Raw genomic sequence first — 15,029 nt, 5'->3', positions numbered from 1 at the left:
GCCCCGTGGAGCCGCCCCCCAACGCCGTCGCGCAGCGCGTCCTGTCCGCCTACGATGACCGCCTCTCGGTCCTGCGCGCCGAGGCCAGCGCGCTCGATCGCCGATCGAAGACGTTCTCGCTGCTGCGCGGGATCTCGTTCGTGGCGGCGGCCGTGGCCGGGGGGTACGCGCTCTTCGGCGATGTGCCGCGGTGGGTCGCGTACGCCGCCGGGGCGGTGACCGCGGTGTTCCTCGGGCTGCTCGTGGCGCACGCGCGCCTCGTCACCCGGATGACGGAGCTCGAGCAGCGCATCGGCCTCTACGTGCGCGGGAAGCGGCGGGTCGCCGGCGATTTCGCCGATTTCCCGGAGCGCGGCGATCGCTTCGCCGCGCCGGACCACGATTATGCGGGCGATCTCGACGTGTTCGGGCAGGCGTCGCTGTTCCAGCTGCTCGACGTGGCCCAGACGGGCGAGGGCGAGGCCACGCTCGCGGCCTTCCTCGCGGAGCCCGCCCCGGCGCCCGCCGTGGCGGCGCGGCAGGAGGCGGTGCGCGAGCTCGCCGGCCTCGGGGCGTTCCGGGAGGATCTCGCGGTGGTGGGCATGCAGGCGGGGGCGCGCGGGCGCGAGGCCGGCCCGCTCATCGCGTGGGCCGAGGCGCCCCCGACGCTGCTCGGCCCGGAGGCGCGCTCCGGCGGCCTGCCGGTGAGCGCGCTCCTGACCGCGGCGAAGGTGCTCGTGCCGCTGACGCTGGCGCTGCTCGCGGCGCCGCGGTTCATCCCCGCGGAGCAGCTCGGGCTGCTCCGCCACGCGTTCCTCCTGCCGCTGGCCGCGCAGGTCCTCGTGCTGGTCCTGCTGCGGCCGGCGTTCGAGCCCATCCTCGCCGCGGCCTCGTCGCGCGAGGCGCCGTTCGCGCGGTACCGGCCGCTGCTCGCCCGCATCGAGGAGCAGGCGTTCTCGTCGGCGCTGCTCCGCGAGCTCAAGGCCGAGCTCGCCGGGCCCTCGGGCGTGCTCGCCTCGCGGGAGATGACGGCGCTCGAGACCCGGGTCGGCTACTCGGACCTGCGCCACAGCGGGCTCATCCACATCCTCGCCGACCTCTTCCTGCTCTGGGACGTGTGGTGCGCGCTCGCGCTGGAGCGGTGGAAGCTGCGCGCAGGCCGGCACGTGAAGGCGTGGATGCGGGCGCTCGGGCACATGGAGGCGCTCGCGAGCCTCGCGACGTTCGCGCACGAGAACCCCGACTACGCGTACCCCGACGTGAAGGACGGCGAGCCGCGCTTCACGGCGGCGGGGCTCGGCCACCCGCTCCTCCCGCGCGACCGGCGGGTGACGAACGACGTCTCGCTGGAGGGCGCGGGCGCCGCGCTGCTCGTGACGGGGTCCAACATGTCGGGCAAGAGCACGCTGCTGCGCGCCGTCGGGGTGAACGCCGCCCTCGCCCTCGCGGGCGCGCCGGTCTGCGCGTCGTCGCTGTCGCTGTCGCCGGTCCGCGTGCGGACGAGCATGCGGATCAAGGACTCGCTCGAGCACGGCGTCTCGCACTTCTACGCCGAGCTGACCCGCCTGAAGCGCGTCGTCGACGGCGCGAACGGCGGCGAGCGGGTGCTGTTCCTGCTCGACGAGATCCTCCACGGCACGAACGCGCGGGAGCGCCAGATCGGGGCGAGGGCGGTCGTGCGGCACCTCGTCGCGCAGGGCGCCATCGGCGCGGTGTCGTCCCACGACATGGGGCTCGCCGTGCTGGAGCAGGAGACCGCGGGGCGGGTGCGCAACATGCACTTCGAGGAGCTCGTGGTCGAGGACAGGATGACCTTCGATTACAAGCTGAAGCCCGGCGTGGTGACGAGCGCGAACGCGCTGCGGCTCATGAAGATCGTCGGGATCGACGTCGACTTCTCGGAGGGGGAGCGGACGGCGGCGGCGGCGACCGCGGCGCCGGGAGCGAGCGCTCCGGCCGCGGCAGCGGCGCGGGAATGAGCGCGGCCCCCGCCCGCGTTGAGGACGCCATGCTTTCTCTGCTCCCTGGATGCCTCTCGCGCCGCGCCCTCGTCTCGGCGCGTCCCTTGCTCTCCTGCGCGCTCCTCGCGCTCGTCGCGACAGCGAGCGCCTGCGCCACGGCGCCGCCACCGCCGCCACCTCCCCCGCCGGCGAGCGGCGGGGCGGCCCCGCCGGCAGCGGCGCCGGGAGCGAGCGCGCCGGGAGCGAGCGCGCCGGGAGCGAGCGCGCCGGCCGCGACGCGGACCGAGATCGACGAGGGCGGGGCGGCGCTCCTCCGCGCGGAGGGCGTGGACGGCGCGTTCGTCCTGTTCGACGCCGCGCGGGGCGTCACCCGCGTCGTGAACCCCGACCGCGCGGCGGCGCGGTACGTGCCCGCCTCGACCTTCAAGATCCCGAACACGATCATCGGCCTGGAGACCGGGGTCATCCCGGACGAGCGCTTCACGCTGCGGTGGGACGGGGTGCAGCGCCGCGTGCCCGACTGGAACCGCGATCACGATCTCGCGTCGGCGATGAAGCACTCGGTCGTCTGGTTCTACCAGGAGGTCGCGCGCCGGATCGGGGCCGAGCGCATGCAGGCGCACCTGGACGCGCTCGGCTACGGCAACCGCGACATCTCGGGGGGCATCGACCAGTTCTGGCTGACCGGGGGGCTCCGCATCTCCCCGCACGAGCAGATCGATTTCCTGCGGCGGCTCCACGCCGGCGCGCTGCCTTGCTCCGCGCGGAGCCTGGACATCGTGAAGCGGATCCTCGTGCTGGAGCAGACGCCGGCCTACACGCTGCGCGGCAAGACGGGGATGGAGATGGACGAGCGATCGAGCACCGGCTGGCTGGTCGGCTACGTCGAGCGCGGGGCAGACACCTACTTCTTCGCGACCGTGCTCCTCGGCACAGGCAGCGACGGCGAGCGCATCATGCCGCTGCGCCGCAGCCTGACCCGCGCCCTGCTCAAGCGGCACGGCGCGCTCCCCGAAGACGCCTGACGCCGGCGCCTCTCCCGGCGCCGGCGCCGCCTCCTACGCGGCCGGCGCCTCTCCCGGCGCCGGCGCCGTCCCCTATGCCGCCGGCGCTGCGCTCGGGGGCAGCGGCGCGACGCCAGGTGACGCCGTGGAGCGCGCCGCCCACGCGAACGCCGCGATCCGCTCGGCGAAGCGGCGCGGGTCGTCGACCTGCGGGCAGTGCCCGATGCCTTCGGGCTCCTCGATCTCCGCGTGCGGAGGGAGGTGCCGCCGGTAGTATTCGAGGTTGGCGCTCGGCATCAGGCGGTCCGAGCGGCCCCAGATCAGCAGGATCGGCATCGAGAGCGCGCCCAGCTGCTCCGGCGTGAACGCGTGGTCGCACCGCGCCGAGCGCCTGAAGGAGAGGATGGTCTCGCACGAGAACGTCCGCACGACGTCGCCTGCGATGAGGGGGGTGAACCACGGGACGCGGTGGTAGAGGCGCGCGAAGAACGCGTGGGCGTCGGCCCGCGATCGCAGGTTGAACACCGCGAGGAGCTCGGCCAGCTCAGCCTGCTCCATGCCGGCGCCGGCGGGCGACGCGAGCACCAGCGCGCGCACGCGGCCGGGCGAGCTCAGCGCGTAGCTCACCGCGACCGCGCCGCCGAGGGAGTTGCCGACGACGATCGCGGGCTCGTCGAGCTCGCGGTCGAGCAGCTCGTGCATCGCGGTGGCGAGGCACTCCGGCGTGAACGCCGACGCCGGCGCCGCGCTCCATCCGTGCCCCGGCGACTCCGCGGCGATGACGCGGCGGGCGCGCCGCCGGAGTCGCTGCAGCACCGGCGCGTACGGGAGCGCCGAGGAGCCGATGCCGTGGAGCAGGACCACCGTCGGGAGCGGGCCCGTGCCCGGAGCATCGTAGAGGTGCAGCCGGCAGACCGACGTGTCGACCCAGCGGCTCTGCACCCCGGACCTGTTCAGCGCCTTCTTGGCGAGGCGTTCGGCGAGCGGGAGGATGCCCATGCGCCGGGCATAGCAGATCGAAAGGGTTCCCGCGGGGGCGGAAGCACGGGCGCGCGCGCGGCCTGTCGAGCGCTCGGCGGGCCGCGGACGAGGGCCGGGGGGCGCGCCCGATTTCCGTTGAGCTCCATGGAGATCCGCGCCACATCTCCCGCCGTGCGATCGCCCCTCCTCGCCGCCGCCGTGACCCTGATCGCGTGCTCGCGCCCCGAGCCGCCGACGCTCAAGCCCGAGCTCGCGGCGGTGACCGCCGTCACCGCCCAGGGCATCGAGCTGCGGGTCCAGATCCAGGCGTACAACCCGAACAGCATCGATCTCTCGACGCGCTCGATGAAGGCGAACGTGCTGCTCGACGGCAAGTACGACGTCGGCACCGTCACAGCGCTCACGCCGCTCGATCTGCCCGCGAAGAAATGGACCCGCATCGAGGCGCCGCTCTCGGTGAAGTGGAAGGACCTCACGAGCATCGCCGCGCTGGGGGCGCAGAGCCGGGGTATCCCGTACCAGGTGAGCGGCACCGTCGCGATCGGCGGGGAGACGCTCAACGTGGATGTGCCGTTCCGCCTCGCGGGGACGATCACGCACGAGCAGCTCGTCACGGCGATCGGCAACTCGCTCCCGGGCCTGCCCCTCCCCGGCCTGCGCTGAGGGCGGCCGCGGGCTGCCCTGAGCGAGGCCCCGCATGATCGCCGAAGCCTCTCGATCGGGCCGACCTCGCGTGAGTGGACCTCACGTGAGCGGTCCGAAGCGCTTCTCGTAAGCTGCAAGCTTCTCCGCGAGCGCCTGGGACCGCTCCTCCGCCGCTCGGGCCTGCTCCTCCGCCGTCGGAAGCACGCGTCCCGCGGCGTCGAGCCACCGGAGCCATCTCCCTTTGCTGCCCAGGTACAAGCCATCCCGCACACCGAGGCGCAGACCGAGCTGCTGGCTTGCCAGCTCGCCCTCCGCGTTCAAGGCCATCGGCTCGTAGGCGCGAGAGGCGATGTCGAGCAGATATCCTTCCAGGGTGTTCTTCATCGGATCGAACAGAAAGTACTCCGGCACGCGCAGCACCTTCGCATAGATGCGCATCTTCTCGCCGCGGTCGATCGACTCCGTGCTCTCCGAGAGGAGCTCGATCACCACATCGGGCGTCCTGCCGTTCTCTTGCCACACGACCCAGGACTTCCTGTCTCGGCGTACCGTGTCGAGCACCACGAAGACGTCCGGCCCACGGAGGTCGTTCTTGATGGTCTGGAGCTCGCTGAAATAAATCGCCATGTTGCCGCTGACGTAAACGTCGTCGCGATCCTTCCAGAAGAGGTCCAGCGACTCGATCAGCAGCAGCATCTGTTTGCGGTGGCGATCGCTCTCCAGGGGCTCACCGTCGTCGTGGGGGAGTTCGTCCTCTCCGGGCGGCGGGATCGGGACGAGCGAGGTCTCGCTGGCGTACGGCATGGGCTTCCTCGGCGCGATCTTACCGGGTTCCCGGGAGGCCGCAGCCGTGAAGGCGGACAGCGCGCTCGCGCGCGGCGGGCCGCGGCAGAGGGGCGCCCTCGGCTTCCGCGGCTCGCTCGGTTTGCGCGGCTCGCTCGACTTGCGCGGGACGACGCGCCGCCGTGCCGGGATCGTGATGAGGGCCCGGCCCGCCCTGCGGTCTCTCCAGCGTTGTCTCGAGCCCCCAAAGCTTGCAGAATCGCGGCGGAGTAGACGTCCGTGCCCGTCCACGAGGAGCCCCCCGTTCGCGCGCGCCCGCGGTCATCGACGCGCTCGTCTCCGCCGCCGAAGGGCGCAGCCCCATGTCCGGCGGCCTGATCTTCCACGACGGCGGCGGCGGGGCCGTCGCGCGCTGCACGCGCTGCGGCGCCGAGGCGGCGGGGCCGTGCGCGCGCTGCGGCGCACCCGTGTGCGGCGACTGCTGCGTGCTCACGGAGGGCGGCGCGCGCGTCTGGGCGATCTGCCTCGCGTGCGAGGATCGCGGCGGCCGCTCCCTCCGCCGCGGCTGGGCGACGGTCCTCGGGTGGATCGCGCTGCCCATCGCGGCGCTCGCGCTGATCGTCGGGCTGCTCGAGTGGCTGCAAAGCAACTGAAGAGACCGGAGGTGTCATGTTCAGCGTGAAGCAAATCGAAGGCGCGATCCCCACGGTGGAGCTCGTCGACGGCGGCTCGGCGAGCCGGGCCGTGCTGGCGCCGGCGCGCGGCGGCATCCTGACGGAGCTGGCCCTCGGCGGGCGCGAGCTGCTCTACCTCGATCGCGCCACCTTCGAGGATCGCAGCGCCAACGTGCGCGGCGGCAACCCCGTGCTCTTCCCCTCCCCGGGCAAGCTCGCCGGCGACGCCTGGTCCGCCGCCGGAGCAGCGGGCCAGATGCGCCAGCACGGCTTCGCCCGCACCCTGCCGTGGTCGCTCGACGACCATGGCACCCTCGAGTCGGGCGGCGCGTACGCGCGCCTCGTCCTCCGGTCGAGCGAGGCGACGCGCGCCCAGTACCCCTGGGATTTCCGCGCCGAGTTCACTTACACGCTGCTCGGCAGGGCGCTCCGCATCGATCTGCGCATCACCAACGAGACCGGTGCAGGCGCCCCGCCGATGCCCTTCGGCGCCGGGTTTCACCCCTACTTCGCCGTCTCCCAGGCGGACAAGGCCCGGACCTCGATCGAGACGCGGGCGACGCGCGCGTTCGACAACACCACGAAGCGGGAAGCGCCGTTCTCCGGCTTCGACCTGACCCGGCCCGAGGTCGACCTCCACCTGCTCGACCACGGCTCCACGGAGAGCTCGCTGTCGATCGAGGGCACCCCCGGGGCGCGCATCGCCGTCCGCGGCTCGCCAGAGTTCACCCACTGGGTCGTGTGGACCTTGCAAGGCAAGGACTTCGTCTGCCTCGAGCCGTGGACCTGCCCCGGCGACGCCCTCAACACCGGAGAGCGCCTCATCCACCTCCGGCCGAACGAGACTCGGGCGCTCTGGATCGAGCTCTCCGCCTGAACCGATGACGGCCGCGCTCCCCTCGCAACGCGCTGGAGGACGCGCTGGAGAGACCGAGGAGCCGCGCTGCGTCGGCGGCGAGGCGCGGCTTCTCGGTTGACTGCCGGCCGGAAAACGCGTCGAATCCCGCCATGACTTCTACCGATCTCCTTACCGCACATCGATCCCTGCTTGCCCGCTCCCGAGCGCTCCTCGGGCGGCGACCTCGCCGCTCGCTCTCCACCCTGGCCGCAGCCGCGCTGGCGACGACGCTCACCGCGGGCGCCTCCGCGGCGCCGGTCTGGACCGGAGACTTCGAGACGGGCAATCTGAACCAGTGGAACACGACCCTGAACGGCGAGCACATCTCCGTGGTGACGTCGCCTGTCCTTCAGGGCACGAGGGCCGGGAAGGTCCAGCTCACCAACGACGCGAGGTGGTCGAACGGCATCAAGCGCGTCGAGCTGAACCACAAGCCGGCCGGCGGGCGCACGGCCGAGGGCGCCCAGACCTACTTCGCCTGGAGCTTCTATCTCCCCGAGGCGCTCGCGGCCGACCCGCCGACGCAGATCGGATACTGGGAGTCCGAAAATAGCTACAACCAGATGATGTCGTTCGAGGTCGTCGGACAGCACATCAGCTTCGCCACCCGCAAGCCCGACAACAAGGTGCACTGGGAGGCGGACGGCGCGGTGACGCCCGGCGTGTGGCACCGCATCGCGCTGCACATCCGGTGGTCGACGAACCCGAGCCAGGGCTCCGTCGACGTGTGGTTCGACGGCAAGCAGGTCGTCACCGGAGGGAAGGCGCAGACGCTCGCCGACAACAACGCGCACTTCACGCAGATCGGCCTGCTGCGCAACCCGTCCGAGTTCACGGACAGCCCCGTCATCGTCCTCGATGACGCGGTGGAGGGGGACACCCTCGACGACGTCCGCCCCGCGCTGCCCTCCTCCGGGGAAGGCGGCGCGGGCGGCGCGGACGCCTCCGGCGGCGCCGGCGGCGAAGGCGGCTCCGGCGGCGCCGGGAGCACCGTGGGCGCGGGCGGCGACGCCACGGGCGGCAGCGACGGCGCGGGCGGCGACGTGGCCCCCGGCCCCAGCGCTTCGAGCTCCTCCTCCGCCGCTTCCGGCGCCGGCTCCACCAGCGCGGCGAGCGGCGGCACGGACGAGGTGGAGGCCGACGAGGGCGACGACGGCGGCTGCAGCTGCCGCGCCGCCGGCTCGCCCGCGGCCCCCGCGCCCATGGCCCTCGCCGGCCTCGGCCTCATCGCGGCGCTCGCGTTCGCGCGGCGGCGCGAGCGGCGCTGAGCCGTCGCGAGCGGCGCTGAGCCGTCGCGAGCGGCGCTGAGCCGTCGCGAGCGGCGCGAGCCGCAGCGCCCCGGGCGGGCCAAAGCCGCGCCGAACACATGACAGGGGCGGCTCTTAAACAAAATTGATTTTCGGATCAATTTTCATCAACTCAACATTGACAATATTGACCTCGGTGAGGATATTAAGCTCATCCCGTGGCAAGATTTGTCGTCAGATGCCCTAGCTGTGATGGGGAGCTGCGCGCGACGCGGCTCGGCTGCCAGAGCTGTGGAACCAACCTGGACGGCCAGTTCGAGATCCCCGCGCTGCTCCAGCTGTCGCCGGACGATCTCGCCTTCGTGACCGCGTTCGTGCGCTCGTCAGGCAGCCTGAAGGCGATGGCTCAGGTCCTTCAGATCAGCTATCCGACCGTGCGAAATCGGCTCGACGAGATCATCGGCCGGCTCGATGCGCTGGAGCAGGGCGTCGCGCGGCGCCGGCACGAGATCCTGGATGCGCTCGAGAAGGGGCGGCTCTCCGCGAAGGAGGCCGAGGAGGCTCTGCGCAAGGTGGGATTATGATGATGACCACGCCCGACGAGAGAGTGCGCGCGCTCGTGCGCGACAACGTCATCAACCCCGCGGAAGGCGAGCGGCTGCTGGCCACGATGTCGCCGCGGCCTCCCCAGCGCGGATGGCGGCTCGCGCTGAACCCGTTCGAGCGCTTCGGCGGGGGAGCCGCCGCCGCGGCGGGGCTCGCCGTCGCCGCGCTGAACGTCGCCCTCACGAGGCTCGGAGTTCGCTTCGACGGCTTCCTCGACCTGCACGCGGCGCCTGCCGTCATCCCGTACCGGACGGCGCTCCTCGAGCAGGTCGTCGCGTGGCCGTTGCCCGCCCTGCTCTTCTGGACGTATGCGCGGCTCCTGCGGCGCCGCGTGCGGCTCATCGATTTTCTCGGCGTGATCGGGCTGTCGCGCGCGCCGATCGCGCTCGCCGCCGTCGCGCTCGGCCTGCTCGCCCCGCGGCTGCCGGCGGGCGCGCCCGCGCTCACGCCCGAGCTGGTCGTCATCGCCGCTGTCGGAACAGTGTGCCTCGTGTGGTCCTTGACGCTCCTGGTTCTAGGCTTCAGGAACGCCTCCGGCCTGCGCGGCGCGCCTCTGATCGCAGGGCTCATCGGCCTCGTGCTCCTGTCGGAGATCCTCTCGAAGGTCGCGCTCGCGCACCTCGGCTGAGCCATCGATCTCCCCGGCGCGCCGCCCGGCTCGCGCGGCGCGCTCTGCGGTGCTCGCGCGATCGCGAGGGCGCACCGGTGCGCCCCGGGCGGCGCTGCACCTCTCTCTCATCCTCGGAGGGCTCGTCATGTCATTTCGATCGTATCTCGTGGTCCCGGCGCGCCGCGCCGCGCTCGCCGTCTCGTGTGTCGCCGCGCTCGCGTGGTCGCCCCTCGGCGCGGGCTGCGGCGCCGGAGAGCGCACGTCGTCCGCCGGCGGGAGCGACGCGCACCCTGATGACACGGAGGTGCCGACGACGCCGGACGCGCCGGGGTGTCCGGAGGCGGCCAGCGCCAAGATCACTGTCGAGAACGCGCGCGGCACGCTGTCTGGCACGCTCGTGGTGCCAGCCGGGTGCGGGCCGTTCCCTGCCGTCGTGATCATCCCCGGGTCGGGGCCGACCGACCGGGACGGCAATCAGCTCGCCGTGGACATCGAGCCGGATACGTACAGGCTCCTTGCGGATGGACTCCGGGACAGGGGCATCGCGTCGATTCGCTACGACAAGGCCGGCATCGGCGCGAGCGTCTCCGCGGCCCCCCGGACGGAGCAGGAGCTGCTCTTCGAGATGGGCGCCGACGACGCCGGCCTGTGGGTGAAGAAGCTCCGCGAGGACGGGCGCTTCGCGACGATCACGGTGGTGGGGCACAGCGAGGGCTCGCTGCTCGGGATGCTGCTCGCCCGGGAGACCGAGATCGACGGCTTTGTCTCGATCGCCGGCGCTGGCAGGCCCATCGGCGATGTCCTGCGCGAGCAGCTCGAGGGCCTTCCGGACGAGGATCGCGAGAAGGCAGACGCGATCCTCGACCAGCTCGAGGACGGAGAGCCCGTCGCCGACATCCCGCAAACCCGGCTGTTCATGAGCCTGTTTCGGCCGAGCGTGCAGCCGTTCATCATCTCCTGGATGAAGCACGATCCCGCTGTGGAGCTCGCGGCCGTGACGGCGCCGATCCTCCTCCTGCAAGGGACGACCGATCTCCAGACCAAGGTCGAGGACGCGGAGCGGCTCGCCGAGGCGCGCCCGGACGCGACGCTCGTCATCGTCGAGGGAATGAGCCACACGCTCAAGGAGGCGACGCTGTCGAACGAGTCGCAGGCCGCGGCGTACACCGATCCGAACCTGCCCGTCGTGCCGCGCGTCTTCGAGGCGATCGAGGCGCTGATCCGGGAGGAGTGACGCAGACCCGGAGGCAGCGCTAGGGAGCCGGCGTCGCCGCGGCGATGATCGCCTTGACCTCCCGCAGCATCTCGGTCGTCTCGGCGCGCTGCGCCCCCTCGGCGAAATACGCCGAGAGCTTCTCCGAGCCCGCCCGGATCGCGTCGCTCTCCTCGCGCACCACGACGCGGAAGATCGGCCGCTCGGCGGTGCCCGCGAGGTCGACGCTGCCGTCGGTCGGCAGCGCGTCGCTCCGGTAGATCGCGAGCAGCTCGTCCCGGAACAGCCCTCGAAGACCCGAGATCTGCTCGGCGCTGAGCTGTCCGCGGAGCGCCGCCTTCCCCTGGTGCCCCTCGAACGTGCCGCTCAGCTCGATCCAGACGACGGTCTCCTCGCCTGCGCCGCTGTTCACCTCGAGCTGCGCCCAGGGCGCCGGCGGGATGTCCGAGCCGGGGTGCCCGGCGCACCCCGCGAGGCACAGCGCGCCCCACAGGAAGGCGCCGAGCGCCGCCCTCCTAACACGTGATGATCTTGCTGCCATTGCTCGTGATGTTGAAGCAGGGATTGACGTCGAACATCGTGTTCAGGATCCGGTTCGCCTCGTCCCTCGCGAAGGCCTTCATCGTCGACGAGCTGTGCTGCGCGTCGGCCTCGAAAGCGTACCACCACAGCCACAGGACCTGGTAGCCGTCCGCGCCCCGCCCGCTGGGCGATCCGATCCCGGAGCACCCATCCAGGTACTTCTCGTCGCAGGACTCGCTCTTGGCAGGGCATTTGTTGCTGCCGTCGTTGCCGCTGTGTCCGCACCAGTCCGCGTGCCGCGACTCGTGGATCAACGTCCCGGCGCGCTCCACGACGTTCTCGTTGTAGAAGAACGGGATGTAGAGCTCCGTATAGTCATCGAACCCGCCCCAGGTCGTGTACGCCCGCTTCGACCCGTCCCCGCACCGCGCGTCCAGCTCGTCGAACTCACGAATCGTGTAGTTGCCGCCCCAGCGCAGGATGTTGCCGTTGAAGTCGTTCGTCTTGAGCGGCTCGTTCGGCGACGCATAGTTGAGGAGCTCGATCGCCTGGAACGTGCGCGCCAGCGGCCGCCTCCGGTCGCACGCGGCCTCCCAGCCGAAGCCGTCGTCCCAGTCCCCCTTGTCGAAGTCGTACGCATCCCAGTAGAAGTCGATCCACGGCTGCGTGCACCAGAAGCTCGTCATCACCCCGGGATCGGTCCCACGCACGGTGTCGCAGGTGTCGGCGCGGGCCTCGGAGGCGACGCCGAGGAGCAAACAAGACGCAAGAATGGCGCTGATCGTGCTTTTCATGATCGATCCCTCAACGAGTGATGGCAGGCGTGTCGGTCCGGGGAGCCACCTTGAACGCCCGTGATCCGGGCTTCTCCGGCTGCGCCGGCCGACCGTTGTTCGGGTTGTAATCCTTGGCGTCGGCGACGTCCTCCGCGAGCGCCTTGCGCGCGTCGATCAGCTGGATCCCGCCGACGTCGATCCCGAGGGCGTAGAGGCTCGCCGCCGCCGGGTTGCGCAGGAGGTCGCCGGCGGAGTAGATGGCCTTCAGCTCCTCCGCGGCGCCGAGCGCCTCGAGCCCGGCGATCGCGCGCAGGCGAACGCGGTATTCATCCGCGAAGAGCTGCTCGTCGACCTCGGGGTCGGGGAGCTTCGTCGTGGCGATCTCGTTCAGCGGCTTGATGCCGTCGCGCGAGCCGAGCAGGCCAAGGAGGTGAGCCGCCCGCCAGCGCATCTCGCCGGGCCTCGCCGACTCGGCCTTGTCCGGCGGGATCGACACCGACCACGCCTTGTAGACCTCGGCGACCACGGGGACGACCGCCGGCCCGATGGCCACGAGCTCCCGGAGCGCCCGCGTGAACTCCTCCTCGCTCCCGAACTCTCCCATCAGCGAGAGCTGCCTGTTCACCATCGCCAGGATGCACTCGTTGCTGCACTCGACCGCCTGCGACTCGACCGCCGTTTCCTCCGGCGCGTCCTTCTCGGCAGGGGCGGCGCAGCCCGCGGCCGCGCCGATGAGAATGAAGATCATCGTTGTTCTGATGGAGACCGACGACATGGTTCACCTCGGGTTCGGTTCGTGCTCGGGCGCTCTCGCCCTCTCGACGGCGCGCGCGGCCGCAGCGCCTCCGCGTCGGCAGGCCTGCGCGCTGGTCTCACGCGAGCGCGATATGGATGCTGGGCAGGCGCTCTTCCCACCCCTCGACGTCATGGTGGGAATCGCCTGACCGACCGTGCGAGCTACGGATCAACGTAATAGCAATCGTCAGGCCATGGGCTGACGGCACGCCTGGGCGGCCCGGCGCGGCGCCGCCGAAGGCCGTGCGCTGGGCGGCAACTCCCCGAGTTTGCAGCGCTTGGTCGTGGAGCGAGCGCCGGCTTCGCGTGATGCCGGGCGCCTGTTGGAATGGTCCGGGCCCCGCTCGGAGGCCATGCCCTGGAGGCCGGGGCCTCCATCTGTGGAGGCTGGCCCCTCCAGAGCGACGCCAGCGCCCGCAATGGCCGGCGCTGGCGTGGCAGGCGCGGCCCGGGCATTTCGGTCCTCCCGCCGCCGAGGCGTGCTAGAAGGCGACGATCATGAGCAGGCTCTCCGAACGCGCGTTTGCCGAGATGGTCGAGGCGGGGTGTCCCGCGTGCGGGGGACGACAGCTCAACCTACGCTCGTATGTCGACGGGCTCGTGCCGCTCATGGAGGGCGAGCCCGTCGGACCGGTCAAGTGGGTCTACAAAGGCGAGATGTTCGTCGACGGGCTGTACGAGATCACGTGCGGCGCGTGCCAGCACCTCCTGTTCACGGACGACCGCTGCCCCCGGTGCCACGCCGAAGGCGGCCTCGCGCGCGGGCTCACGACGACCAACACGTACGCCGTGCCGGAGCGGTGCTCGCGGTGCGAGCACATCGAGGTGCGCTATATCGCGTTCGTGCCGATGCGCGTGAAGTACGAAGGAAAGCGCGCGGACAGGGCGCAGACGAGCGTCGAGCTGCACGACCCCGGCTTCCACGGCTATCGCGTCGACTGCAAGGACTGCGGCAAGATCGCCGAGCGCGCGGACGCGTGCCCGATCTGCGAGAGCCCGGCGCCGATCCGGGCGCGCTTCAGCTGATCGTCAGGCGTGGCTCGCGATGAAGCTGGCCGTCGCCTCGGGCGACGAGAGGATCGCCCACTGGCGCTCCGGGTACGAGAAGTTCGTGGCGAACGCGTCGGCCACCGGCTGGCTGCGCGCGGCCGCGGCGAGGAGGGCCAGCGCGTGGTCCGGCGGCGGCAAGAGGAAGGCGTTCGTCCACTCGGTGGCCGGCCGGAGCGCGTTCCAGAGGCGATCCTCCAGGTCCGCGCAGAACGCCTCGTCGAACGCGGCGCCGGCGGCCGCCTGCCCGACGATCTGCTCGGCGGCGAGCGACGCCGCGAGCGTGGCCATATTCGCGCCCTGGCCCGTGATCGGATCGTAAGTGATGTGGAGATCGCCCAGCGCGAGCGCGAACCTCTCGCCGCCGAGGGGCGCGTACGCGCGCCGCACCACCGGGGTCACGGCGCCCGTCAGGTAGTCGCGCGGGCCGGCCAGGCCGAAGCTCGCCCGATCGACGCGCTCGGCCGTGAGCGGCGCGTGCGCGAGCACCGCGTCGAGCAGCGCCGCGTCGAAGCGCGCCGGATCGTCCTCGTAGCGCATCCGCGTGATCGGCTCGAGCGCGCCGCCGGGGATCGCCTCGATGAGCAGCGAGGGCGCGATCCCCCCGAGCGTGATGTACTGGTTCTCGAAGATCTCACCGTGCCCCGGGGAGAGCTGGAACATGAACTCCATCGGCCCGGGTGGCATGCGGAGCCCTCGGACGATGCCCGCGAAGAGCCGCCGCATGGGCGCGGCGTGCGGGCTTCGCTCGGGGACCTTCGAGAAGAGCTCCGTGAGGCCCGCCCGGCCCGTGGCGACGACCACGAGGTCGTGTCCGGCGGCGAGGCCGCGGACGCCGGCCGCGTCGAGCGAGGCCCTCACCACGCGGCCGCCACGCGCGACGAAGTCCTCGAGCAGCTGGGGCAGATAGACGCGCATGTCGATGAAGAGCGCTTGATCCGCGAGGCGACCGACGAAGTCGAGCGCCGGCGCGGCCGCCACGCGGATCCGGATGGTCCTGGTGGCATGTTCGGGCCCCTCCCAGTGCGCGACGCCGAGCGCCCGCTGGCGCGCCCGCGTCGGCGGGGAGAGCCCGACGGTGCTGGGCAGGCGCCCCGTCCGGATCTCGTCCGGCGTGCGCTCCTCGTAGAGGCTCACGTCGAGGCCCTCCTTCTGGAGGTGCAGCGCGAGGTGCAGGCCGGCCACGCCGGCGCCGACGATTGCAATGGTGGGCATCCTTGTCCTCCTCGTTCCTTCTCCGCTGTGCGTGCGAGCTTCACGGCATGTGAGGTCCGCCGGGCTCTCGGCG

At 71.8% G+C, this 15,029-nt stretch carries 16 protein-coding genes; 10 read left to right on the top strand and 6 right to left on the bottom strand.

All coding sequences use genetic code 11. From position 1 onward, the window contains the following. Positions 1–5 precede the first annotated feature (5 nt). Together WMF14_RS08215 and blaOXA are read left to right on the top strand one after the other, a co-directional pair. On the top strand, positions 6–1,958 hold the full coding sequence (locus tag WMF14_RS08215; protein ID WP_437799819.1) for a MutS family DNA mismatch repair protein: 1,953 nt from the start codon (positions 6–8) through the stop codon (positions 1,956–1,958). A 29-nt stretch (positions 1,959–1,987) separates the two neighbouring features. Next, positions 1,988–2,965, top strand: a complete 978-nt coding sequence (gene blaOXA / locus WMF14_RS08210) for a class D beta-lactamase (protein ID WP_437799817.1) — start codon at positions 1,988–1,990, stop codon at positions 2,963–2,965. A gap of 72 nt (positions 2,966–3,037) precedes the next feature. On the opposite strand, the gene WMF14_RS08205 is transcribed toward blaOXA, so the two are convergent. Beyond that, on the bottom strand, positions 3,038–3,943 hold the full coding sequence (locus WMF14_RS08205) for an alpha/beta fold hydrolase (RefSeq protein ID WP_437799816.1): 906 nt from the start codon (positions 3,941–3,943) through the stop codon (positions 3,038–3,040). A gap of 126 nt (positions 3,944–4,069) precedes the next feature. Here WMF14_RS08205 and WMF14_RS08200 point away from each other — a divergent pair, with 126 nt between their 5' ends. Beyond that, a complete protein-coding gene (locus WMF14_RS08200) occupies positions 4,070–4,588 on the top strand; it encodes an LEA type 2 family protein (RefSeq protein WP_437799814.1) in 519 nt (172 codons plus the stop codon). A gap of 81 nt (positions 4,589–4,669) precedes the next feature. Here the strand turns inward: WMF14_RS08200 and WMF14_RS08195 are convergent, their stop codons facing one another. Next, the gene (locus tag WMF14_RS08195; protein WP_437799812.1) at positions 4,670–5,374 is read right to left on the bottom strand and encodes a Uma2 family endonuclease; all 705 of its coding nucleotides are present in this window, start codon (positions 5,372–5,374) and stop codon (positions 4,670–4,672) included. Positions 5,375–5,715: 341 nt separating this feature from the next. On the opposite strand from WMF14_RS08195, the gene WMF14_RS08190 reads away from it, so the two are divergent. From WMF14_RS08190 to WMF14_RS08165, 6 genes are all read left to right on the top strand, one after another. Then, positions 5,716–6,006, top strand: a complete 291-nt coding sequence (locus WMF14_RS08190) for a hypothetical protein (protein WP_437799810.1) — start codon at positions 5,716–5,718, stop codon at positions 6,004–6,006. Positions 6,007–6,022: 16 nt separating this feature from the next. After that, entirely contained in the window at positions 6,023–6,904 is an 882-nt protein-coding gene (locus WMF14_RS08185) for a galactose mutarotase (protein WP_437799808.1), read from the top strand. A 131-nt stretch (positions 6,905–7,035) separates the two neighbouring features. After that, complete coding sequence (locus WMF14_RS08180; RefSeq protein WP_437799805.1) at positions 7,036–8,193, top strand: polysaccharide lyase; 1,158 nt, start codon at positions 7,036–7,038, stop codon at positions 8,191–8,193. A gap of 197 nt (positions 8,194–8,390) precedes the next feature. Continuing rightward, complete coding sequence (locus tag WMF14_RS08175) at positions 8,391–8,756, top strand: DUF2089 domain-containing protein (protein ID WP_272101125.1); 366 nt, start codon at positions 8,391–8,393, stop codon at positions 8,754–8,756. Then, the gene (locus WMF14_RS08170; RefSeq protein ID WP_437799803.1) at positions 8,753–9,406 is read left to right on the top strand and encodes a YIP1 family protein; all 654 of its coding nucleotides are present in this window, start codon (positions 8,753–8,755) and stop codon (positions 9,404–9,406) included. The genes WMF14_RS08175 and WMF14_RS08170 overlap by 4 nt, the downstream gene beginning before the upstream one ends. Positions 9,407–9,533: 127 nt before the next feature. After that, a complete protein-coding gene (locus WMF14_RS08165) occupies positions 9,534–10,622 on the top strand; it encodes an alpha/beta hydrolase (protein ID WP_437799801.1) in 1,089 nt (362 codons plus the stop codon). A gap of 19 nt (positions 10,623–10,641) precedes the next feature. On the opposite strand, the gene WMF14_RS08160 is transcribed toward WMF14_RS08165, so the two are convergent. From WMF14_RS08160 to WMF14_RS08150, 3 genes are read right to left on the bottom strand one after another with little or no spacing between them, the layout of a single operon-like run. Next, entirely contained in the window at positions 10,642–11,142 is a 501-nt protein-coding gene (locus WMF14_RS08160; protein ID WP_437799799.1) for a hypothetical protein, read from the bottom strand. Next, the gene (locus tag WMF14_RS08155; protein WP_272101121.1) at positions 11,117–11,917 is read right to left on the bottom strand and encodes a hypothetical protein; all 801 of its coding nucleotides are present in this window, start codon (positions 11,915–11,917) and stop codon (positions 11,117–11,119) included. The genes WMF14_RS08160 and WMF14_RS08155 overlap by 26 nt, the downstream gene beginning before the upstream one ends. Positions 11,918–11,927: 10 nt before the next feature. Continuing rightward, complete coding sequence (locus tag WMF14_RS08150; RefSeq protein ID WP_437799797.1) at positions 11,928–12,647, bottom strand: hypothetical protein; 720 nt, start codon at positions 12,645–12,647, stop codon at positions 11,928–11,930. 545 nt (positions 12,648–13,192) lie between these two features. Here WMF14_RS08150 and WMF14_RS08145 point away from each other — a divergent pair. Then, positions 13,193–13,720, top strand: a complete 528-nt coding sequence (locus WMF14_RS08145; RefSeq protein ID WP_272101119.1) for a hypothetical protein — start codon at positions 13,193–13,195, stop codon at positions 13,718–13,720. A gap of 3 nt (positions 13,721–13,723) precedes the next feature. Here the strand turns inward: WMF14_RS08145 and WMF14_RS08140 are convergent, their stop codons facing one another. Beyond that, entirely contained in the window at positions 13,724–14,956 is a 1,233-nt protein-coding gene (locus tag WMF14_RS08140) for a styrene monooxygenase/indole monooxygenase family protein (protein ID WP_437799795.1), read from the bottom strand. Positions 14,957–15,029: the final 73 nt, after the last annotated feature.

It is taken from the genome of Sorangium sp. So ce693 (genome assembly GCF_051521375.1).
GTDB classification, from domain to species: domain Bacteria; phylum Myxococcota_A; class Polyangia; order Polyangiales; family Polyangiaceae; genus Sorangium; species Sorangium atrum.
Note: the sequence above shows the minus strand (reverse complement) of the source record. Positions and strands in the feature narration are given on the sequence as shown.